17 protein-coding genes are annotated in these 19,787 nt (G+C 71.9%); 12 read left to right on the top strand and 5 right to left on the bottom strand.

Going from position 1 to position 19,787, the window contains the following annotated elements; all coding sequences use genetic code 11:
- Positions 1 to 34: 34 nt before the first annotated feature.
- Complete coding sequence (locus IE248_RS19670) at positions 35 to 913, top strand: acyl-CoA thioesterase (RefSeq protein ID WP_008741597.1); 879 nt, start codon at positions 35 to 37, stop codon at positions 911 to 913.
- A 27-nt stretch (positions 914 to 940) separates the two neighbouring features.
- Here the strand turns inward: IE248_RS19670 and IE248_RS19665 are convergent, their stop codons facing one another.
- Positions 941 to 1,813, bottom strand: coding sequence for a DUF4253 domain-containing protein (locus IE248_RS19665; RefSeq protein WP_190031276.1), 873 nt, complete (start codon positions 1,811 to 1,813; stop codon positions 941 to 943).
- A gap of 61 nt (positions 1,814 to 1,874) precedes the next feature.
- On the bottom strand, positions 1,875 to 2,336 hold the full coding sequence (locus tag IE248_RS19660; RefSeq protein WP_008741595.1) for a MarR family winged helix-turn-helix transcriptional regulator: 462 nt from the start codon (positions 2,334 to 2,336) through the stop codon (positions 1,875 to 1,877).
- A 43-nt stretch (positions 2,337 to 2,379) separates the two neighbouring features.
- Here IE248_RS19660 and IE248_RS19655 point away from each other — a divergent pair, with 43 nt between their 5' ends.
- On the top strand, positions 2,380 to 3,258 hold the full coding sequence (locus tag IE248_RS19655; protein WP_229895410.1) for an SDR family NAD(P)-dependent oxidoreductase: 879 nt from the start codon (positions 2,380 to 2,382) through the stop codon (positions 3,256 to 3,258).
- Positions 3,259 to 3,301: 43 nt separating this feature from the next.
- Here IE248_RS19655 and IE248_RS19650 read toward each other — a convergent pair whose 3' ends face one another.
- Positions 3,302 to 4,108 carry a phosphatase gene (locus IE248_RS19650; protein ID WP_100582573.1) on the bottom strand — a complete coding sequence of 269 codons (807 nt, stop codon included), beginning with the start codon at positions 4,106 to 4,108 and terminating at the stop codon, positions 3,302 to 3,304.
- A gap of 56 nt (positions 4,109 to 4,164) precedes the next feature.
- The gene (locus IE248_RS19645) at positions 4,165 to 4,743 is read right to left on the bottom strand and encodes an SACE_7040 family transcriptional regulator (protein ID WP_008741592.1); all 579 of its coding nucleotides are present in this window, start codon (positions 4,741 to 4,743) and stop codon (positions 4,165 to 4,167) included.
- Positions 4,744 to 4,842: 99 nt separating this feature from the next.
- Between IE248_RS19645 and IE248_RS19640 the strand changes: the two genes are divergently transcribed.
- The 10 genes from IE248_RS19640 to IE248_RS19595 all read left to right on the top strand — a co-directional run bounded on the left by IE248_RS19640 (position 4,843) and on the right by IE248_RS19595 (position 18,082).
- Positions 4,843 to 6,459, top strand: a complete 1,617-nt coding sequence (locus IE248_RS19640) for a carboxyl transferase domain-containing protein (RefSeq protein WP_008741591.1) — start codon at positions 4,843 to 4,845, stop codon at positions 6,457 to 6,459.
- Positions 6,460 to 6,475: 16 nt separating this feature from the next.
- The gene (locus tag IE248_RS19635; RefSeq protein WP_190031275.1) at positions 6,476 to 8,506 is read left to right on the top strand and encodes an acetyl-CoA carboxylase biotin carboxylase subunit; all 2,031 of its coding nucleotides are present in this window, start codon (positions 6,476 to 6,478) and stop codon (positions 8,504 to 8,506) included.
- A gap of 11 nt (positions 8,507 to 8,517) precedes the next feature.
- Positions 8,518 to 9,438: a hydroxymethylglutaryl-CoA lyase gene (locus IE248_RS19630; RefSeq protein ID WP_073799380.1), complete on the top strand. Its 921-nt coding sequence runs from the start codon at positions 8,518 to 8,520 to the stop codon at positions 9,436 to 9,438.
- Positions 9,439 to 9,445: 7 nt separating this feature from the next.
- Positions 9,446 to 10,606, top strand: coding sequence for an acyl-CoA dehydrogenase family protein (locus IE248_RS19625; RefSeq protein ID WP_008741588.1), 1,161 nt, complete (start codon positions 9,446 to 9,448; stop codon positions 10,604 to 10,606).
- A 141-nt stretch (positions 10,607 to 10,747) separates the two neighbouring features.
- A complete protein-coding gene (locus IE248_RS19620; protein ID WP_073773580.1) occupies positions 10,748 to 11,797 on the top strand; it encodes an ABC transporter substrate-binding protein in 1,050 nt (349 codons plus the stop codon).
- A 50-nt stretch (positions 11,798 to 11,847) separates the two neighbouring features.
- Entirely contained in the window at positions 11,848 to 12,756 is a 909-nt protein-coding gene (locus IE248_RS19615) for a siderophore-interacting protein (RefSeq protein WP_100582575.1), read from the top strand.
- Positions 12,757 to 12,938: 182 nt separating this feature from the next.
- Positions 12,939 to 14,438 carry a pyridoxal phosphate-dependent decarboxylase family protein gene (locus IE248_RS19610; protein WP_190031274.1) on the top strand — a complete coding sequence of 500 codons (1,500 nt, stop codon included), beginning with the start codon at positions 12,939 to 12,941 and terminating at the stop codon, positions 14,436 to 14,438.
- Positions 14,422 to 15,723 (top strand): lysine N(6)-hydroxylase/L-ornithine N(5)-oxygenase family protein, encoded by a 1,302-nt coding sequence (locus tag IE248_RS19605; RefSeq protein ID WP_100582576.1) that lies wholly within the window; start codon positions 14,422 to 14,424, stop codon positions 15,721 to 15,723. Before IE248_RS19610 ends, IE248_RS19605 begins: the two co-directional genes overlap by 17 nt.
- Positions 15,720 to 16,304: a GNAT family N-acetyltransferase gene (locus IE248_RS19600; protein WP_100582577.1), complete on the top strand. Its 585-nt coding sequence runs from the start codon at positions 15,720 to 15,722 to the stop codon at positions 16,302 to 16,304. Before IE248_RS19605 ends, IE248_RS19600 begins: the two co-directional genes overlap by 4 nt.
- On the top strand, positions 16,301 to 18,082 hold the full coding sequence (locus IE248_RS19595) for an IucA/IucC family protein (protein WP_190031273.1): 1,782 nt from the start codon (positions 16,301 to 16,303) through the stop codon (positions 18,080 to 18,082). The genes IE248_RS19600 and IE248_RS19595 overlap by 4 nt, the downstream gene beginning before the upstream one ends.
- 66 nt (positions 18,083 to 18,148) lie before the next feature.
- On the opposite strand, the gene IE248_RS19590 is transcribed toward IE248_RS19595, so the two are convergent.
- Positions 18,149 to 19,741 (bottom strand): beta-N-acetylhexosaminidase, encoded by a 1,593-nt coding sequence (locus IE248_RS19590; protein WP_190031272.1) that lies wholly within the window; start codon positions 19,739 to 19,741, stop codon positions 18,149 to 18,151.
- Positions 19,742 to 19,787: the final 46 nt, after the last annotated feature.

The following is a 19,787-nucleotide window of genomic DNA, read 5'->3' as shown; positions in this document are numbered from 1 at the left end:
GGGACTCGTCCCTCCCGCACTTACCCTTCCCCTCATGAACGAGGCACTGACGACCCTCCTCGACCTGCTCGACCTGGAGCAGATCGAGGAGGACATCTTCCGCGGTACCAGCCGTTCGGCGCTGGTACCGCGCGTGTTCGGCGGGCAGGTAGCGGCGCAGGCGCTGGTCGCGGCCGGCCGCACCGTGCCCGGGGACCGGACGGCGCACTCGCTGCACTCGTACTTCCTGCGCGCCGGGGACCCGGGCGCGCCCATCGTGTACGCGGTGGACCGGATCCGCGACGGGCGCTCCTTCACCACGCGCCGGGTCGTCGCCGTCCAGCACGGGCAGCCGATCTTCCACCTCTCCGCGTCGTTCCAGACGTACGAGGAGGGCCTGGAGCACCAGAGCGCGATGCCGGACGCGCCCGACCCGGAGACCCTGCCGACCGCCGCCGAGTCGCTGCCCGCGTACCGGGAGATCTTCCGCGACCCGGGCACGGTGGAGCGGCTGATCGAGGCGCGCGGCGCGGTGGACCTGCGGTACGCGACGACCCCGCCGTGGGGCAGCGTCGGCGAGCCGGTGGAGCCGCGGACGCAGGTGTGGTTCCGCACGGCCGGGAAGCTGGAGCGCGATGACGCCCTGCTGCACACCTGCCTGGCCACGTACGTCTCGGACATGACCCTGCTGGACTCGGTGCTGCTCGCGCACGGCCGGGGCGGCTGGGCCGTCGGCGACGTGGTGGGCGCCTCGCTCGACCACGCGATGTGGTTCCACCGGCCGTTCCGCGCGGACGAGTGGCTGCTGTACGACCAGGAGTCGCCCTCGTCCTCCGCCGGGCGGGGCCTGGGGCAGGCCCGGATCTGGACGCAGGACGGCCGGCTGGCCGTCACCGTCATCCAGGAGGGCGTGGTGCGCGTCCCGCGCGCCTAGGTCTTACGACCCCCGCCGCGCCCGGGGTCAGTCCCACCAGAAGCCCCAGTGGCCGGAGCCGGTGACGCCCTCGTCCGCGTAGGCGCGCACGCTGCCGGAGCCCTGCCAGACGTTGTCGGGGCAGAAGGCGAAGTGCTCGGCGGCGACCGGCAGCGACGCGGCCGTCGTCAGGGGCGGGGCCGCCACGGACAGGTGGAGTTCGTCGAAGCCGAGGGCTAGGACGCGGGCGCCGAAGCGGTCCTCCCAGGACCGCAGGACGGTGCTGATCAGGGCCGTGTCCGCCTCGTGGTTCACCGGGCCGCGCCAGCCCATCGCGGTGGGTACGTCGGCTCCCCGGCCGGCGGGTATCAGCGCCAGGCGCGGGCTCGGCAGCACGCCGGTCCCGACCAGCTCGGCCGCGAGCGCGAGGGCCGCCGCCTCCGGGTCCTCCCGCTGCACCCCGGATTCCGCGAGGCCAGGCCACTCCCGGCCGAAGGGGGCGATCAGCCCGGCGCCGTCGGGGCCCTCACCCTCCTCGGGGTCGGGGACGACCCCGTTCCAGAACTCCCGCAGCACCGGCTCGACGTGGTGGTCGCCGGGGTCGGACATGGCGGCGGGGTTCAGCTCGTCGCGGGTCCACCAGCTCTCCAGGCCCCGCCGCTCCTGGAACAGCACCGCCCACAGACCGGCCTCGGCCACGGCGGCGCCCCGGCAGGCGGCGAGCGCCTCCACTCCCACGGGCGCGTCGGAGACCCACAGCAGCGGCTCGCGCCGCGCCCTGACGCCCAGCCGGCTCCGGCGGCCGGGCCGGTCGTGCAGCGTCCCCGGCGGCAACTCCATCCCCAGGGAGCGGCCTTGCGGGTCGTCGACGAGTACGGACAGCGGGTTCTGGGCGCCCCGGGCGCTCGGCGGGTTCGTCACGGTGGCGACGCTAACGGCCGGCACTGACAACGCCGCCCGCCCGGCCGCGCGGAGGGATCCGCTACGCCTCGGGCCGCGCCTTGAGCTTCGCCCAGACCGCCTCCAGCGCGGCTATGTCCATGTCGTCGAGGCGGTCGTCGAAGGCCTCGGCGAGGGCCTCGCGCCGGGTGGCGTCGGCCTCGGCGAAGGCACGGCGGCCCGCCTCGGTCAGGGCGATCCCCACCGACCGGGCGTCCGTCGGGGACGGGACCCGCTCGACCAGGCCGCGGGCCCGGAGCGAATCGGCGACGCGCGAGACCTGGCTGCGGCTGAGCAGGGTCCGGGCGCCCAGCTCGGAGGGGGCGACCGGCTCGTGCTGGACGCTCAGCCACAGCATCACCTCGAACCACGACAGCGGCAGGTCGTGGTGGCGCGTGAGGGCCTGGTCGACCCGGGCCGTGAGGGTGGTGCCGGCCCAGACCAGGCCGTAGAAGGCGTGGTCGCGGGGGGTGAGGCCGTCCAGGTTGAGTTCGCTGTGCGCCATGGGAAAAGAGTACCCGGGTTGCGTGCACGTGCACACAAAGATAATGTGTGTGTGCACGCACAAATCCAGGGAGACCTCCATGAGCACCAAGACCGTCCTCATCACCGGCACGTCCTCCGGCATCGGCCTGGCCGCCGCCGTGGCCGCCGCCCAGGCCGGCTGGCACACCGTGGCCACCATGCGCGACACCGCCAAGGCCGACGCCCTGCGCGAGGCCGCCGCCGAAGCCGGCGTCGCCGACCTGGTCCAGGTCAAGCGGCTGGACGTGACCGACGCCGGATCCGTCGCCTCCTGCGTGGCGGAGGTCGTCGCCGAGCGCGGCGGTCTCGACGCCGTCGTGAACAACGCGGGCGCCGGCTTCGTCGGCACCATCGAGCAGCACGGCATGGAGGGCGTCCGGTCCACCATGGAGGTCAACTACTTCGGCGTCGTCGAACTCACCAAGGCCGCGCTCCCCCACCTGCGCGCCTCCGGCGGCCGGGTCATCACCGTGACGAGCGTCGGCGGGATGATCGGCCAGCCGTTCAACGAGTCGTACTGCGCGGCCAAGTTCGCCGTCGAGGGCTTCATGGAGTCCCTGGCGCCGGTCGCCGCCACCACCGGCGTCCAGGTGGCCGTCGTCGAACCGGGCGCCGTCGCCAGCGAGTTCGTCACCAACGTACGGCTCGACGTCCCGGCCCTGCTCGCCGAGGCCGGTCCGTACGCCCCCGCGCTGAAGGCCTACATCGAGCGCACCATGCAGTCCTTCGGCAACGCCCAGACCTCGCAGGAGGCGGCGGCGCCGATCATCGCGGCGCTGACCGCCGAGACGATGCCGTTCCGGATCCAGACCTCCGACTGGGCGCGGGAGTTCGTCGCCACCAAGCTCGCCGACCTGGACGGCTCCGCCGTCCAGGACCTCACCGGCGGCTGGCTGCGCTGACCCCGCGCCACCCCCGACGGCCGGGCCGCACCGGGTCCGCCGGTTACAGCAGACCGGCCGTCGCGAGCAGGTACGCCACCATCGGGTCGTAGTACCTCGGGTCACGGACGTGGTCGTCCAGCGGTACCGCCACCTGGAGGGTGCCCTCGGCCTCGCCGAGGAACAGGGCCGGGTCGTTGCAGTCCGCGTAGCCCACCGCGTCCAGGCCGCGCTGCGCGGCGCAGCCCGCCCAGCCGTGGTCGGCGACGACCAGGTCCGGCTGCGGGCGCCCGGCGGCGGCCAGGCCGTCCAGGATCGCCGCCATCGGCGCGGGCGAGTGGGTGTGCCACAGGGTCGCGCCCCGCTCCAGGACCGCGATGTCCGCGAACTGCCAGACCGAGCCCTCGTCGGCCGTCAGACCGGCCGGGATGACCACGATCTCGCAGCCGGCGGCGCGCAGCGCCACCGCCGTCGCCCGGTGGACGTCCAGCAGGCCGCCCGGGTGCCCGGTGGCGAGCAGCACGCTCTGCCGGTCCAGCGCGGCCTTCCGCAGCCTGGCCGCCAGCCGCTCCAGGCCCGCGACGGTCAGTTCCGGGTCGATGGTGTCCTGGCCCTGGCGGTGCTGCGGGTCGTCCACGACGCCGCAGCGCTCCGCCATCACCGCGAGGACGTCCTGCTCGTCGGCCCAGCGGTCGCCCAGTTCCAGGCCGAGCCAGTAGTGCCGATCGCCGTTGGCGAGCTTGCGGTAGTGGGAGAGGTTGTTCTCGCGTGGCGTGGCGACGTCCCCGGCGATCCGGGTGCGGACCAGGTGGTCGATGAGTTCGGCTCGGGTGGGTACGGACGTCTCTATCGGCATCGGCATACGGCCCATTCTGCCGCCGCCCGGGCGGACGCGTCCCGTCCGTCCCGCCCAGCGGACGCGCCGGATCACCCGGAGAGCGCCCCGAACGATCCGTGCGCGAGCCTGCGCAGCAGCGATTCGGTCGCCTCCCGGCCCAGCGCCGCCAGGTGCGGGGTGGAGTTGAGCAGGCCGAACACCGCGTGTACGGAGACCCGGACCTCCGCCTCCCCCACCCGGGGGTGCAGCTCGCGCACGACGGCCACCCACAGCTCCACGTACTGGCGCTGCAACTGGCGCACGAGCTTGCGGTCGGCATCGCGCAGCCGGTCGAGCTCCCGGTCGTGGACGGTGATCAGCGCCCGGTCGTCGAGCGCGAAGTCGATGTGCCCGTCGATGAGCGAGGCCAGCACCAGGGAGGGGTCCCCGGCCGCTTCCTCCGCCCGGCGGCGCCCGCCGGTCAGCAGCCGCTCGCTGATCCCGACCAGCAGCTCGGCGAGCATGGCGTCCTTGCCCGCGAAGTGCCGGTACAGGCCGGGGCCGCTGATGCCCACCGCGGCCCCTATCTCGTCCACGCCCACGCCGTGGAATCCGCGCTCGGCGAAGAGGCGGGCGGCCTCGCTGAGGATCTGCTCGCGACGGGTCGGGGCGGCGGCACTGGTGCTCATGGGAATCCATTCTAGACAGGGCCGTTAGCGCTCGTTAACCTAGGCGGTACATGCGTTAACGCTCATTAACAGCGTGCACCGAGCAAGGGAGCTCGACCGATGCAGCAGGCACCAGTGCTGACGAGCGCCGCGGACCCGGCGTCCGAGGCCTGGCGGACCAACGAGGCCGCCCACCGCGAGCTGACCGAGGGCCTGCGCGCCCGGCTCGGCGCGGCCCGGCTCGGCGGCGGCGACAAGGCCCGCGCCCGCCACACCGCCCGCGGGAAGCTGCTTCCCCGCGACCGCGTGGACGCCCTCCTCGACCCCGGATCCCCGTTCCTGGAGCTGGCCCCGCTGGCCGCCGAGGGGATGTACGGGGGCGCGGCCCCGGCCGCCGGGGTCATCGCGGGCATCGGCCGGGTCAGCGGCCGCGAGTGCGTGATCGTCGCCAACGACGCCACCGTCAAGGGCGGCACGTACTACCCGATGACCGTCAAGAAGCACCTGCGCGCCCAGGAGGTGGCCCTGGAGAACCGTCTCCCCTGCCTCTACCTGGTCGACTCGGGCGGCGCCTTCCTCCCCATGCAGGACGAGGTCTTCCCCGACCGGGACCACTTCGGCCGCATCTTCTACAACCAGGCGCGCATGTCCGGCGCCGGCATCCCGCAGATCGCGGCCGTCCTCGGCTCCTGCACGGCGGGCGGCGCGTACGTCCCGGCGATGAGCGACGAGGCCGTCATCGTGCGCGGCCAGGGCACGATCTTCCTCGGCGGCCCGCCGCTGGTGAAGGCGGCCACCGGCGAGGTCGTCACGGCCGAGGAGCTGGGCGGCGGCGAGGTCCACTCCCGGACCTCCGGCGTCACCGACCACCTCGCGGAGGACGACGCGCACGCGCTGCGGATCGTACGGAACATCGTGGCCACCCTGCCCGGGCGCGGGGAGCTGCCCTGGTCGGTGGAGGCCCCCGAGGAGCCGAAGGTGGACCCGGCCGGGCTGTACGGCGCGGTCCCGGTGGACTCCCGCACCCCGTACGACGCCCGCGAGATCATCGCCCGCCTCGTGGACGGTTCCCGCTTCCAGGAGTTCAAGGCCGAGTTCGGCACGACGCTGGTCACCGGCTTCGCCCGGATCCACGGCCATCCGGTCGGCATCGTCGCCAACAACGGCATCCTCTTCTCCGAGTCGGCCCAGAAGGGCGCGCACTTCATCGAGCTGTGCGACCAGCGCGGGATCCCGCTCCTCTTCCTCCAGAACATCTCCGGCTTCATGGTCGGACGCGACTACGAGGCCGGCGGCATCGCCAAGCACGGCGCCAAGATGGTCACGGCCGTGGCCTGCACCCGGGTCCCGAAGCTGACGGTGGTGGTCGGCGGCTCGTACGGCGCGGGCAACTACTCGATGTGCGGGCGGGCGTACTCGCCGCGGTTCCTGTGGATGTGGCCCAACGCGAAGATCTCCGTCATGGGCGGCGAGCAGGCGGCCTCGGTGCTCGCCACCGTCAAGCGCGACCAGATCGAGGGCGCGGGCCAGGAGTGGCCGGCCGACGACGAGGAGGCCTTCAAGGCCCCGGTCCGCGCGCAGTACGAGGAGCAGGGCAACGCCTACTACGCCACCGCGCGGCTGTGGGACGACGGGGTCATCGACCCGATGGAGACCCGGCAGGTGCTGGGACTGGCCCTGACCGCGTGCGCGAACGCCCCGCTGGGCGATCGCGGCTTCGGCATCTTCCGTATGTGACGTGAGGACCTCACTGATGTTCAGCACTGTTCTGGTCGCCAACCGGGGCGAGATCGCGGTCCGGGTCATCCGCACGCTGCGGGAGCTCGGGGTGCGCTCGGTTGCCGTCTTCAGCGACGCGGACGCCGACGCCCGGCACGTACGGGAGGCCGACACGGCCGTCCGGATCGGCCCGGCTGCGGCCGCCGAGAGCTACCTGTCGGTGGAGCGGCTGCTCGACGCCGCCCGCCGCAGCGGGGCCGAGGCGATCCACCCGGGGTACGGCTTCCTCGCGGAGAACGCGGGTTTCGCGCAGGCGTGCGCGGAGGCGGGGCTGGCCTTCATCGGGCCGCCCGCCAAGGCGATCTCCCTGATGGGCGACAAGATCCGGGCCAAGGAGACGGTGAAGGCGGCGGGCGTGCCCGTGGTCCCCGGCTCGTCCGGCAGCGGTCTGTCGGATGCCGAACTCGTCGCGGCGGCCGAGGAGATCGGCATGCCGGTGCTGCTGAAGCCCTCGGCGGGCGGCGGCGGCAAGGGCATGCGGCTGGTGCGGGACGCCGGGCTGCTCGCGGAGGAGATCGCGGCGGCGCGGCGCGAGGCGAGGTCCTCGTTCGGCGACGACACGCTGCTCGTGGAGCGCTGGGTGGACCGGCCCCGGCACATCGAGATCCAGGTGCTGGCGGACTCGTACGGGAACGTGGTGCACCTGGGTGAGCGCGAGTGCTCGCTCCAGCGCCGCCACCAGAAGGTGATCGAGGAGGCCCCGTCGGTCCTGCTGACGCCGGAGCTGCGGGCCTCGATGGGCGCGGCGGCGGTGGAGGCGGCGCGCTCGTGCGGGTACGTGGGCGCGGGGACGGTGGAGTTCATCGTCCCGGGCGGGGACCCGTCCTCCTACTACTTCATGGAGATGAACACCCGGCTCCAGGTGGAGCACCCGGTGACGGAGCTGATCACCGGGCTGGACCTGGTGGAGCAGCAGCTGCGGGTGGCCTCCGGCGCGGAGCTGGGCTTCGGCCAGGCCGACGTCACCCTCACCGGGCACGCCGTCGAGGCCCGCGTCTGCGCGGAGGACCCGGCGCGGGGCTTCCTGCCCTCCGGGGGGACGGTGCTGGCGCTGTCCGAGCCGTCGGGCGGGTCCGTGCGGACGGACTCCGGCCTGGTGGCCGGGGTGGACACCGGCTCGACGTACGACCCGATGCTGTCGAAGGTGATCGCGTACGGCCCCGACCGGGCCACCGCCCTGCGCATCCTGCGGGGGGCCCTGGCGGACACGGTGATCCTGGGCGTCCAGACCAACACCGGTTTCCTGCGCAGGCTCCTGGCGCACCCGGACGTGGTGTCGGGCAACCTGGACACCGGTCTGGTGGAGCGCGACCTGTCGACGCTGCTCCCGGAGGGCGTCCCGCCGGAGGTCTTCGCGGCGGCGGCCCTGCTGGCCGCCCACCGCCCCGCCCTCCCCTCCCCTTCCGGGAACTGGGTCGACCCCTTCGGGGCCGGCGACGGCTGGCGCCTGGGCGGTACCCCCGCCTGGACGGTCCACCACTTCCGCCTCCCGGGCCAGGAGCCGGTGTCGGTCCGCTCCCGCCCCTCGGGCGCCGAGACGGAGCTCCTACTCGCCGAGGACTCCGGCGCGCCGGCCCGGGGCCGGATCGTCAGCCGGGGCGAGGACCGCGTCACGGTGGAACTCGACGGCGTCACGCACACCTTCAGCCACGCCCGCTCCCCCGAAGGGACCTGGCTCGGCCGGGACGGCGACAGCTGGCACGTCCAGGCCCACGACCCCGTCACCGCGGCCCTCAGCGGTCGCGGCCACGCCGGGGCGGAGACGCTGGCCGCCCCGATGCCCGGCACCGTCACCGTCGTCAAGGTGGCCGTCGGCGACAAGGTGACGGCCGGTCAGAGCCTGCTCGTCGTCGAGGCGATGAAGATGGAGCACGTCATCTCCGCCCCGCACTCCGGCACCGTCGCCGAGCTCGACGTCTCCCCCGGCACCACCGTCGCGATGGACCAGGTCCTCGCGGTCGTCACGCCGGACGAGCCGCGAGGAGAAGAGGAGGAGGGCAAGTGAACGGGCTTCCCATGACCGTCCCCGCCCCCGCACTCCCGGCGCGCGTGCGGATCCACGAGGTCGGTGCCCGCGACGGGCTGCAGAACGAGAAGTCGGCCGTGCCCACTCAGGTGAAGGCCGAGTTCGTGCACCGGCTGGCCGCCGCCGGGCTGACCACCATCGAGGCGACCAGCTTCGTGCACCCCAAGTGGGTCCCCCAGCTGGCGGACGCCGAGGAGCTGTTCCCGCAGCTGTCGGACCTGCCCGGGGTGCACCTGCCGGTGCTCGTCCCCAACGAGCGCGGGCTGGACCGGGCGCTCGCCCTCGGGGCGACCCGGATCGCCGTCTTCGGTTCGGCCACCGAGACCTTCGCCTCCCGCAACCTCAACCGGACCGTCGCCGAGTCCCTCGCGATGTTCGAGCCGGTCGTGGCCCGCGCCAAGGAGGGCGGGGCGCACGTCCGCGGCTACCTCTCCATGTGCTTCGGCGACCCCTGGGAGGGGCCGGTCCCGGTCCGCCAGGTGGTCCGCGTCGCCAAGGCCCTGCTCGACCTCGGCTGCGACGAGCTCAGCCTCGGCGACACCATCGGCGTCGCCACGCCGGGGCACGTCCGGGCGCTCCTCGGCGAGCTGGGCGAGGAGGGCGTCGGCGCCGACCTGATCGGCGTGCACTTCCACGACACCTACGGCCAGGCCCTGTCCAACACCCTGGCCGCGCTCCAGCACGGCGTGACCACGGTCGACGCCTCGGCGGGCGGCCTCGGCGGCTGCCCGTACGCCAAGAGCGCCACCGGCAACCTCGCCACCGAGGACCTGGTGTGGATGCTCGACGGCCTCGGCATCGAGACCGGCGTCGATCTGGCCGCCCTCACCGCCACGAGCGTGTGGATGGCCGAACAGCTGGGCCGCCCCAGCCCCTCCCGTACCGTCCGCGCCCTCTCCCACAAGGAGTAACGAAAACATGTCCCTCGACCACCGGCTCACCCCTGAGCACGAGGAACTCCGCCGCACCGTCGAGGAGTTCGCGCACGACGTCGTCGCCCCCAAGATCGGCGACCTGTACGAGCGGCACGAGTTCCCGTACGAGATCGTCCGCGAGATGGGCCGCATGGGCCTGTTTGGCCTGCCCTTCCCGGAGGAGTACGGCGGCATGGGCGGCGACTACCTCGCCCTCGGCATCGCCCTGGAGGAGCTGGCCCGCGTCGACTCCTCGGTCGCGATCACCCTGGAGGCGGGCGTCTCCCTCGGCGCCATGCCCCTCCACCTGTTCGGCACCGAGGAGCAGAAGCGGGAGTGGCTGCCGAGGATGTGCTCCGGCGAGATCCTCGGCGCCTTCGGCCTGACCGAGCCGGACGGCGGCTCCGACGCCGGCGGCACCCGCACCACCGCCGTCAAGGACGGCGACGAGTGGGTCATCAACGGCTCGAAGTGCTTCATCACCAACTCCGGTACGGACATCACCGGTCTGGTCACCGTCACCGCCGTGACCGGCCGCAAGGCGGACGGCCGCCCGGAGATCTCCTCGATCATCGTCCCGTCCGGCACCCCCGGCTTCACGGTGGCCGCCCCGTACTCCAAGGTCGGCTGGAACTCCTCGGACACCCGCGAGCTGTCCTTCCAGGACGTACGGGTCCCCCTCGCCAACCTGGTCGGTGCGGAGGGCCGCGGCTACGCCCAGTTCCTCCGCATCCTCGACGAGGGCCGGATCGCCATCTCGGCGCTCGCGACGGGCCTCGCCCAGGGCTGCGTGGACGAGTCGGTGAAGTACGCGAAGGAGCGCAAGGCCTTCGGCCGTCCGATCGGCGACAACCAGGCCATCCAGTTCAAGCTGGCCGACATGGAGATGCGCGCCCACATGGCCCGGATCGGCTGGCGCGACGCGGCCTCCCGCCTGGTGGCCGGGGAACCGTTCAAGAAGGAGGCGGCGATCGCCAAGCTGTACTCCTCCACGGTCGCGGTGGACAACGCCCGGGACGCCACGCAGATCCACGGCGGCTACGGCTTCATGAACGAGTACCCGGTGGCGCGCATGTGGCGGGACTCGAAGATCCTCGAAATCGGTGAGGGCACCAGCGAGGTGCAGCGCATGCTCATCGCCCGCGAGCTGGGCTTCTCCTCCTAGCGCGGAGGACGGCGGCGGATCGTACACCGAGGGGGCCCTGAAAAAACTTAGGGCCCCCTTACCGTTTTCGGCCAAGGTTAGGCTAACCTTCCCTCCGAACGGCCCAGTGGCCGCCTGACACGCACGAAAGCGGACATCGACATGCCCAAGTCCCGTACCTCCTACCTCTCCCGCCGCGGGCTCATCGCGGCCGGCGGCGCCCTCGGCCTCGTCGCGGCGCTCTCCGCATGCGGCGGCACCGACTCCGCGAAGGGCGAGACGGGCAAGGACAAGGACAAGGGCGCCGCCGCCTCGGGTCCCTGGACCTTCAAGGACGACCTCGGCAAGGACATCAGCCTGAAGGCCGCCCCGAAGAACATCGTGGCCTACACCGGCACCGCCGCCGCGCTCTACGACTACGGCGTCCAGGTCAAGGGCGTGTTCGGCCCGACCAAGACCGCCGACGGCAAGCCCGACGTCCAGGCCGGCTCGATGGACATCTCCAAGGTCGAGATCCTCGGCAACGTCTACGACGAGTTCAACGTCGAGAAGTACGCGGCCCTCCAGCCGGAGCTGCTCGTCACCAACACCTGGGACGGCACCTACTGGTACGTCCCGGAGGCCTCCAAGGACAAGATCCTGAAGCTGGCCCCGGCCGCCGCCATCGGCGTGGGCGGCGACGCCTCCCTCGACAAGTCCCTGGAGCGCACGGCCGACCTGGCCAAGTCCCTGGGCGCCGACCTGAACAGCAAGAAGACCGCCGACGCGAAGGCCCGCTTCGAGGCCGCCGCCGCCAAGGTGCGCGAGGCCACCAAGGCCAACCCGGGCATCAAGGTGCTCGTCGGCTCCGGCTCCGCCGACCTGTTCTACGTCTCCACCCCGAAGACCTCCGCCGACCTCAAGTACTTCGAGACCCTCGGCGTCGAGTTCATCACCCCGGACAAGGACAAGCTGGACGCGGGCGGCTTCTTCGAGAGCCTCAGCTGGGAGAACGCCGGCAAGTACAAGGCCGACCTGGTCCTGCTCGACAACCGCACCGGCACCCTCCAGTCGCAGGAGCTGAAGGCCAAGCCGACCTGGGCCGAGATGCCCGCCGTCAAGGCCGGCCAGGTCGCCCCGCGCGTGACCGAGCCGATCTACTCGTACGAGAAGTGCGCGCAGATCCTGGAAGACCTCGCCAAGGCCATCCAGAACGCCAAGAAGGTCAGCTGAACCCGGGCGCCCGACCCGGCGCCACCCGAATTCCCAGGGGGACCCACCGCATGACCGTCACCGCATCCGACACCGCCCCGGCCATCGCCCACTTCCGGTTCTTCGAACTCGAAGTGCTCCGCACGCGCCGGCTCGGCCACTCGTTCCTGCGGGTCACGTTCGGCGGTGGGTCCCTCGCGGACTTCCGCTCGGGCGGCTGTGACCAGAGCCTCTCGCTCTTCCTGCCGCCCGCCCACGAGGAGCACACGGTGCTCCCGTCCACCGACGAGGACACCTGGTTCGGCGCGTGGCGCGCGATGCCCGACGCCGACCGCCCGGTGATGCGCTCGTACACGGTGCGCGAGCAGCGCCGTACGCCCGAGGGCGCGGACGAGGTGGACATCGACTTCGTCCTCCACGGGGACGCCTCGCCGGCGTCCCGCTGGGCCTCGGGGGCCGTTGCCGGCCGCCGGATCCTGGCGATCGGCCCGGCCGTCGCGGAGAACAAGTCCGTACGGTTCCAGCCGCCGGCCGCCACCGACGCGCTGCTGATGTACGCGGACGAGACCGCGCTCCCCGCGGCCGCCGCGATCCTGGACCGGCTCGCCTCCGGCACCCGCGTGCGGGCCTGGTTCGAGGTCCCGCACGAGGACGACCGGCTCGCCCTGCCCACCCTCGCCGACGCGGAGATCACCTGGATCGTCCGCGAGGGCGGAGCGGGCCGCGAGGAGCGCGTCCAGCGGGTGCTCGACGCGATGCGCGTGGCCGAACTGCCCGAGGCCGAGGCCCCGTACGTCTGGCTCGCGGGCGAGGCGGGCACCATCCGCGCGGTCCGCCGGCACATCGTGCAGGAACGTTCCATCGACCGGCGCGCGGTGCGCTTCACCGGTTACTGGCGGCTCGGCGCGAGCGAGGAGGAACTCCTCGCCGAGGCGTACGCCGGCAAGTCGGCCAGCGAGGACCCGGCGTCCGCGCTGTAGCCGAGCACACCCCGCACCTCGCCGATCGCCGCCTCGCGGCAACTCGTTCCGCCCTCGGACGACTTCAGGGATGGGCCCCGGTTCCGACCGGGGCCCATCCCTATTTGGTTTGACTGTTAGGTTAGGCTAACCTAATCCAGCACCCCACCCCCCGCTCCCCCTGCCTGCCCGGAGGAAAGTTGATGCGCTCGCATCTGCTGAATGAGACGACCGCGGACATCTACCGGCGCACCGTGACCGAGGGCGTCGCGCGTGTCGCCGCCAAACTCGCGACCACCGAACGGCCCCACACCGGCATATCCGTGGACGAACTCGCCCCGGTCATCAACGGGATCGACCTGGACCGGCCGCTCGAAGACCCGGCCGCCGTCCTCGACGAGCTGGAGGACGTCTACCTGCGCGACGCGGTGTACTTCCACCACCCGCGCTACCTCGGCCACCTCAACTGCCCCGTCGTGATACCGGCCGTACTCGGCGAGGCGGTCCTCTCGGCCGTCAACTCCTCGCTGGACACCTGGGACCAGTCCATCGGCGGCACGCTCATCGAGCGCCGCCTCATCGACTGGACCGCCCAGCGCATCGGCCTCGGCGAGGGCGCGGACGGCGTCTTCACCTCCGGCGGCAGCCAGTCCAACTTCCACGCGCTCCTGCTGGCCCGCGACGAGGCCTGCCGGATCGTCATGAAGCAGGCACTGAACGAGGGCCGGGAACTCCCGAAGTCCGAGGTCCTCCCCAAGCTGCGCATCTTCACCTCCGAGGCCAGCCACTTCAGCGTCAAGAAGTCGGCCGCGATGCTCGGCCTCGGCTACGAAGCGGTCATCTCCGTCCCGGTCGACCGCAACCGCCGCATGGACACCGCGATCCTCGCCCTGGAGCTGGAGAACTGCCGCCGCGACGGCCTCTTCCCGATGGCCGTCGTCGCGACCGCCGGCACCACCGACTTCGGATCCATCGACCCGCTCCCCGAGATCGCCCGCCTGACCTCCGAGCACTCCGCCTGGATGCACGTGGACGCCGCCTACGGCTGCGGACTGCTGATCTCCCCGACGCGCCGGCACCTCCTCGACGGCATCGAGAACGCCGACTCCGTCACGGTCGACTACCACAAGTCGTTCTTCCAGCCCGTCAGCTCCAGCGCGGTACTGGTCCGCGACCGGGACACCCTCAAGCACGCCACGTACCACGCGGACTACCTCAACCCCCGCCGCATGGCGGAGGAGCGGATCCCGAACCAGGTCGACAAGTCCATCCAGACCACGCGCCGCTTCGACGCGCTCAAGCTCTGGATGACCCTGCGCACCATGGGCGCCGACGGCCTCGGCTCCCTCTTCGACGAGGTCATCGACCTGGCCGCGGCCGGCTGGGACATCATCGACGCCGACCCCCGCTTCGAAGTCGTCGTCAAGCCGCAGATCTCCACCCTGGTCTTCCGCTACGTGCCCGGTCCGGACTCCGCGGACCTGCCCGCCGAGCTCCTGGACGAGGCCCAGCTGCACGCCCGCAAGGCCCTGTTCGCCTCCGGTGAGGCCGTGGTGGCCGGCACCAAGGTGGACGGGAAGCAGTACCTGAAGTTCACCCTCCTCAACCCTCAGACCACGACGGCCGACATCTCCGCCGTCCTCGACCTTCTCGCCGCACACGCCGCGCAGTTCCTGGGAGAATCCCTTGCCGTCCACCGTTAAGCCCCACGACTTCATCGGAATCGGTCTCGGTCCCTTCAACCTGGGACTCGCCTGCCTGACCGACCCGATCGACGAACTCGACGGTCTCTTCATCGAGTCGAAGCCGCACTTCGAGTGGCACGCCGGCATGTTCCTGGACGGCGCGCACCTGCAGACCCCGTTCATGTCGGACCTGGTCACGCTGGCCGACCCGACCTCGCCCTTCTCCTTCCTGAACTACCTGAAGGACCAGGACCGGCTGTACTCCTTCTACATCCGGGAGAACTTCTACCCGCTGCGGGCCGAGTACAACGACTACTGCCGCTGGGCCGCCGACCGCCTCGACAACGTCCTGTGGTCCACCTCCGTCAGCGAGGTCACCTACGACGAGGCCGCCGGGCTCTACGAGGTCCGCACGGACAAGGGCGAGACCCACCTGGCCCGCCGCCTGGTCCTGGGCACCGGCACCTCGCCCTACGTCCCGCAGGCCTGCGCGAACCTCGGCGGGGACTTCCTGCACAACTCCTCCTACATGCAGAACAAGGAGGAGCTGCAGAAGAAGAAGTCGATCACCCTGATCGGCTCCGGCCAGAGCGCGGCCGAGATCTACTACGACCTGCTCGCCGAGATCGACGTCCACGGCTACCAGCTCAACTGGGTCACCCGCTCGCCGCGCTTCTTCCCGCTCGAATACACGAAGCTGACGCTGGAGATGACCTCGCCGGAGTACGTGGACTACTTCCACGCCCTCCCCGAGGAGACCCGCTACCGGCTGGAGACCCAGCAGAAGAACCTCTTCAAGGGCATCGACGGCGATCTGATCAACGAGATCTTCGACCTGCTCTACCAGAAGAAGGTCAGCATGCCGGGCCCCGTCCCGACCACCCTGCTGACCAACACCTCCCTGAACACCACGGCGTACGACACCACCACGGGCACCTACGCCCTGGGGCTGCGCCAGGAGGAGCAGGAGCGGGACTTCTCCCTCGCCACCGAGGGCCTGGTCCTGGCCACCGGCTACAAGTACGTCGTGCCCGAGTTCCTGAACCCGGTCCGTCCGCGCCTCAACTTCGACGGGCACGGCCGCCTCGACGCCGCCCGCAACTACAGCGTGGACACCACCGGCCAGGGGGTCTACCTCCAGAACGGCACGACCCACAACCACTCGATCACCTCGCCCGACCTCGGCATGGCCGCGTACCGCAACGCGTACATCGTCGGCGAGCTGCTCGGCCGCGAGTACTACAAGGTCGAGAAGTCCATCGCGTTCCAGCAGTTCGCGGCCCCGGAAGGCATGCACGCATGAGCACCACCGAAATCCTGTACGCCCGCACCGACGCGGAACTGGGCACCTTCTCCGTGAGGCCGCTGGACCCGTTCGCCGACGCGGAGCTGCTGCACGGCTGGGTCACCCACCCGAAGGCCTCGTTCTGGATGATGCAGGACGCCACGCTGCCGGACGTCGAGCGCGAGTACATGCGGATCGCGGCGCACGAGCACCACCAGGCCTTCATCGGCCTGCACGAGGGCCGCCCGGCGTTCCTGATGGAGACGTACGACCCGAGCGAGCTGGAGCTCGTCGGCCTGTACGACGCCCAGCCCGGCGACGTCGGCATGCACTTCCTCGTCGCCCCGAGCGACACGCCGCTGCACGGCTTCACCCGCGCGGTCATCACCACCGTGATGGCGGCCGTCTTCGCGGACCCGGCGGCCGAGCGCGTCGTCGTCGAGCCGGACGTGAACAACACGGCCGTGCACGCCCTCAACGAGGCCGTCGGCTTCGTCGCCGAGCGCCCCGTGACGAAGCCGGAGAAGGAAGCCCTGCTGAGCTTCTGCACCCGCGCCCAGTTCGAAGCGGCCACCGGCCTGACGGGAGAGTCCATATGAGCCTCACCGACGCCATCTCCCACCTCTCCCCCGAGCTGTGGGACCGCGCGAACCGCGCCCTGGTCCGCAAGGGCCTGGCCGAGTTCTCGCACGAGCGACTCCTGACCCCGAAGCCGCTCGGCGGCTCCTCGTACTCCGTGCGGAGCGACGACGGCACCGTGGAGTACCGCTTCGAGGCGCAGCTGCACGCCCTGGACCACTGGGCCGTGGACGAGGCCTCCATCACCCGCCACCGCGACGGCGCCGAGCTGCCGCTGGACGCCCTCGACTTCCACATCGAGCTGCGCGAGGCCCTGGGCCTGAGCCCCGAGGTGCTGCCGGTCTACCTGGAGGAGATCTCCTCCACCCTGGCGGGCTCGGGCTACAAGTACACGAAGCCGCAGGTCTCCTCCGCCGTCCTCGCCAAGTCCTCCTTCCAGGACATCGAGACCGGCATGACCGAGGGCCACCCCTGCTTCGTGGCCAACAACGGCCGCCTGGGCTTCGGCGTGCACGAGTACCTCTCGTACGCCCCGGAGACCGCGAACCCCGTGCACCTGGTGTGGGTGGCGGCCCGCAAGGACGTCTCCACCTTCACGGCGGGCGCGGGCATGGACTACGACTCGTTCGTCCGCGAGGAGCTGGGCGAGGGGACCATCGCGGCCTTCTCGGCGCGGATGGCGGAGCTCGGCCTGGACCTGGCGGACTACCACCTGCTGCCGGTCCACCCCTGGCAGTGGTGGAACAAGACCACGGTCACCTTCGCGGCCGAGATCGCGAACCGCCGTCTGGTGCTGCTCGGCGAGGGCTCGGACGCGTACCTGGCCCAGCAGTCGATCCGTACGTTCTTCAACACCAGCGCCCCCGAGAAGCACTACGTCAAGACGGCGATCTCGGTGCTCAACATGGGCTTCATGCGGGGCCTGTCGGCCGCGTACATGGAGGCCACGCCGGCCATCAACGACTGGCTGCACCAGCTCATCGAGGGCGACGAGGTCTTGCGGTCGGTGGACTTCTCGATCATCCGCGAGCGCGCGGCGATCGGCTACCACCACCGCCAGTACGAGCGCGCCACCGACCGCTACTCGCCGTACCGCAAGATGCTGGCGGCGCTGTGGCGCGAGTCCCCGGTCGCCTCCCTCCGGGGCGGCGAGCGGCTCGCGACGATGGCCTCGCTCCTGCACGTGGACTCCGAGGGCAAGTCCTTCGTCGGCGCCCTGATCGCGGAGTCGGGCCTGACGCCCGAGGAGTGGCTGCGCTCCTACCTCAAGGCGTACCTGGTCCCGCTGCTGCACTGCTTCTACCAGTACGACCTCGCGTACATGCCGCACGGCGAGAACACCATCCTCGTCATCGAGGGCGGCGTGGTGAAGCGGGCGATCTTCAAGGACATCGCCGAGGAGATCGTGGTCATGGACCCGGACGCGGTCCTGCCGCCCGCGGTCGAGCGGGTCCGGGCGGACATCCCGGAGGACATGAAGCTGCTGTCCATCTTTACGGACGTGTTCGACTGCTTCTTCCGCTTCCTGGGCTCGATCCTGGTCTCGGAGGGCATCTGCGAGGAGGACACCTTCTGGAAGGCGGTCGCCGACTGCGGCCACGCCTACCAGGAGTCGATGCCGCAGCTCGCGGAGCGCTTCGAGCGGTACGACTACTTCGCGGAGGAGTTCCAGCTGTCCTGCCTGAACCGCCTCCAGCTGCGCAACAACAAGCAGATGGTCGACCTCGCCGACCCGGCGGCGGCCCTCCAGCTGATCGGCACCCTCAAGAACCCCGTCGCGCCCTTCGCGCGCCGGTAGGCATCGAGCGGGCCCCGCCGGACGATACGGTCCCTCGTCCGGCGGGGCCCGCCTTTGCGCGTGCGGCTACCGCCCCCAGGGGACGTCCGGGGCGCGGTGGAAGGCGATGCCCTGCGCCGTCAGGCGCGGGGCCTGCGCCGCCAGACGCTGGCGGTACGCCGTCCAGTCCAGGGCGCCGGCCGGGGACCAGCCCAGTTCCGCGAGGCCCAGCACGCGCGGGAAGGCCATGTACTCCAGATCGGCCCGGGCCGAGATGGTCTCCGTCCACAGCGGCGCCTCCACCCCGAGGACGGCGGACTCCGCCACCCCCTCCAGGTAGGCCCCCGGGTTCCAGTCGTAGGCCCGCCGCACCGGGACGTACCCGGCCCAGGCCAGGCCCGGCTTCGTCGCCGTGTCGTACTTCATGTCCAGGTACAGCCGGTCCGCCGGCGAGAGGATCACCGGGTGGCCCGCCCGGGCCGCCGCGGCCACCGCCGCCTTCTCGGCCGCCGGGGTCTTGTCGTGGCCCCAGTACTGGAGGACCGCGCCCGCCGCCGGACGGGCCGTCGCCAGCTGGTGCCAGGCCAGCACCGTCTTGCCGTGCCGCGCCACCACCTGCTGCGCCCGGTCCATGAACGCCGCGTAGTCCGCGGCGGGGGTCGAGTGCGCCTCGTCGCCGCCGATGTGGAGGTAGCGGCCCGGGGTCAGCTCCGCCAGCTCGCCGAGCACGTCGTCGATGAACTCGTACGTCCGCTCCTTGCCGACGCACAGCGAGCTGAAGCCCACCTTGGTCCCCGTGTACCGCTCCCGCGCCTTGCCGTCGCAGTTCAGCTCGGCGTACGAGGCCTGCGCCGCGTTGACGTGCCCCGGCATGTCGATCTCGGGGACCACCTCCACGTACCGCTCGCGGGCGTAGGCCACCAGCTCCCGGTACTCGTCCTTCGTCCAGTACCCGCCGGGGCCGCCGCCGACCTCGCCCGCGCCCCCGTACTCGGCGAGCCGCGGCCAGCCGTCGACGGCGATCCGCCAGCCCTGGTCGTCGGTCAGGTGCAGGTGCAGCGTGTTGACCTTGTACTGGGCGAGCTGGTCGACGTACCGCTTGACCTGGTCGATCCCGAAGAAGTGGCGCGCGACGTCGAGCATCGCGCCGCGGTACGCGAACCTCGGCGCGTCGGTGACGGTCCCGCCGGGCACCGTCCCCGGGCCGCTCACGGGCAGCAGCTGGCGCAGCGTCTGCCCCGCGTGGAAGAGCCCCGCCGGGGTGCGGGCGGTCAGGGTGACCCCCGAGGCCGAGGCCTCCAGCCGGTACCCCTCGGGCCCCAGCCCGGCGGCCCGCCCGTCCAGGCGCAGCCGGACGCCGTCGCCGGCCTCCCCGTCGACCACGGGCAGCGGCAGCCCGCTGGGCCCGCGCAGCTGCCCGGCGAGGAGTTCGCCGACCCGGCGGACCTCCGCGCCGGCGGCGCCGCCGGCGCGGCCGGTACGGATGACGGTGCCCGCGCCGAAGGGGTACCCGGGGCCGCCGGGGCGGGCGGAGGCGGGCGCCGGCAGGAGCCGTTCGTAGGGGGTGAGGGCGGCGGGGCGGTCGCCCCCGGGTCTGGCGTCGTCGCCGTGGGCCGCGGTGCAGGAGACGGCCGCACCGAGGGCGAGGAGGGTACCGAGCGCGCGTCGCAGGACTCTCATGTGCCCAGGTATAGGCCAACTCCCGGCCCCGCGCGGGTGCGAGAAT

It is taken from the genome of Streptomyces goshikiensis, from assembly GCF_014650555.1.
GTDB classification, from domain to species: Bacteria; Actinomycetota; Actinomycetes; order Streptomycetales; family Streptomycetaceae; genus Streptomyces; species Streptomyces goshikiensis.
Note: the sequence above shows the minus strand (reverse complement) of the source record. Positions and strands in the feature narration are given on the sequence as shown.

What these genes read in the sequence shown, in the direction of transcription:
- IE248_RS19620 (WP_073773580.1), top strand. Translation starts at nt 10,748, where the DNA reads ATGCCCAAGTCCCGTACCTCCTACCTCTCCCGCCGCGGGCTCATCGCG.
- IE248_RS19600 (WP_100582577.1), top strand. Translation starts at nt 15,720, where the DNA reads ATGAGCACCACCGAAATCCTGTACGCCCGCACCGACGCGGAACTGGGC.
- IE248_RS19615 (WP_100582575.1), top strand. Translation starts at nt 11,848, where the DNA reads ATGACCGTCACCGCATCCGACACCGCCCCGGCCATCGCCCACTTCCGG.
- IE248_RS19645 (WP_008741592.1), bottom strand. Translation starts at nt 4,743, where the DNA reads ATGAGCACCAGTGCCGCCGCCCCGACCCGTCGCGAGCAGATCCTCAGC.
- IE248_RS19650 (WP_100582573.1), bottom strand. Translation starts at nt 4,108, where the DNA reads ATGGGCCGTATGCCGATGCCGATAGAGACGTCCGTACCCACCCGAGCC.
- IE248_RS19610 (WP_190031274.1), top strand. Translation starts at nt 12,939, where the DNA reads ATGCGCTCGCATCTGCTGAATGAGACGACCGCGGACATCTACCGGCGC.
- IE248_RS19590 (WP_190031272.1), bottom strand. Translation starts at nt 19,741, where the DNA reads ATGAGAGTCCTGCGACGCGCGCTCGGTACCCTCCTCGCCCTCGGTGCG.
- IE248_RS19635 (WP_190031275.1), top strand. Translation starts at nt 6,476, where the DNA reads ATGTTCAGCACTGTTCTGGTCGCCAACCGGGGCGAGATCGCGGTCCGG.
- IE248_RS19660 (WP_008741595.1), bottom strand. Translation starts at nt 2,336, where the DNA reads ATGGCGCACAGCGAACTCAACCTGGACGGCCTCACCCCCCGCGACCAC.
- IE248_RS19630 (WP_073799380.1), top strand. Translation starts at nt 8,518, where the DNA reads ATGACCGTCCCCGCCCCCGCACTCCCGGCGCGCGTGCGGATCCACGAG.
- IE248_RS19640 (WP_008741591.1), top strand. Translation starts at nt 4,843, where the DNA reads ATGCAGCAGGCACCAGTGCTGACGAGCGCCGCGGACCCGGCGTCCGAG.
- IE248_RS19655 (WP_229895410.1), top strand. Translation starts at nt 2,380, where the DNA reads ATGTGTGTGTGCACGCACAAATCCAGGGAGACCTCCATGAGCACCAAG.
- IE248_RS19670 (WP_008741597.1), top strand. Translation starts at nt 35, where the DNA reads ATGAACGAGGCACTGACGACCCTCCTCGACCTGCTCGACCTGGAGCAG.
- IE248_RS19595 (WP_190031273.1), top strand. Translation starts at nt 16,301, where the DNA reads ATGAGCCTCACCGACGCCATCTCCCACCTCTCCCCCGAGCTGTGGGAC.
- IE248_RS19625 (WP_008741588.1), top strand. Translation starts at nt 9,446, where the DNA reads ATGTCCCTCGACCACCGGCTCACCCCTGAGCACGAGGAACTCCGCCGC.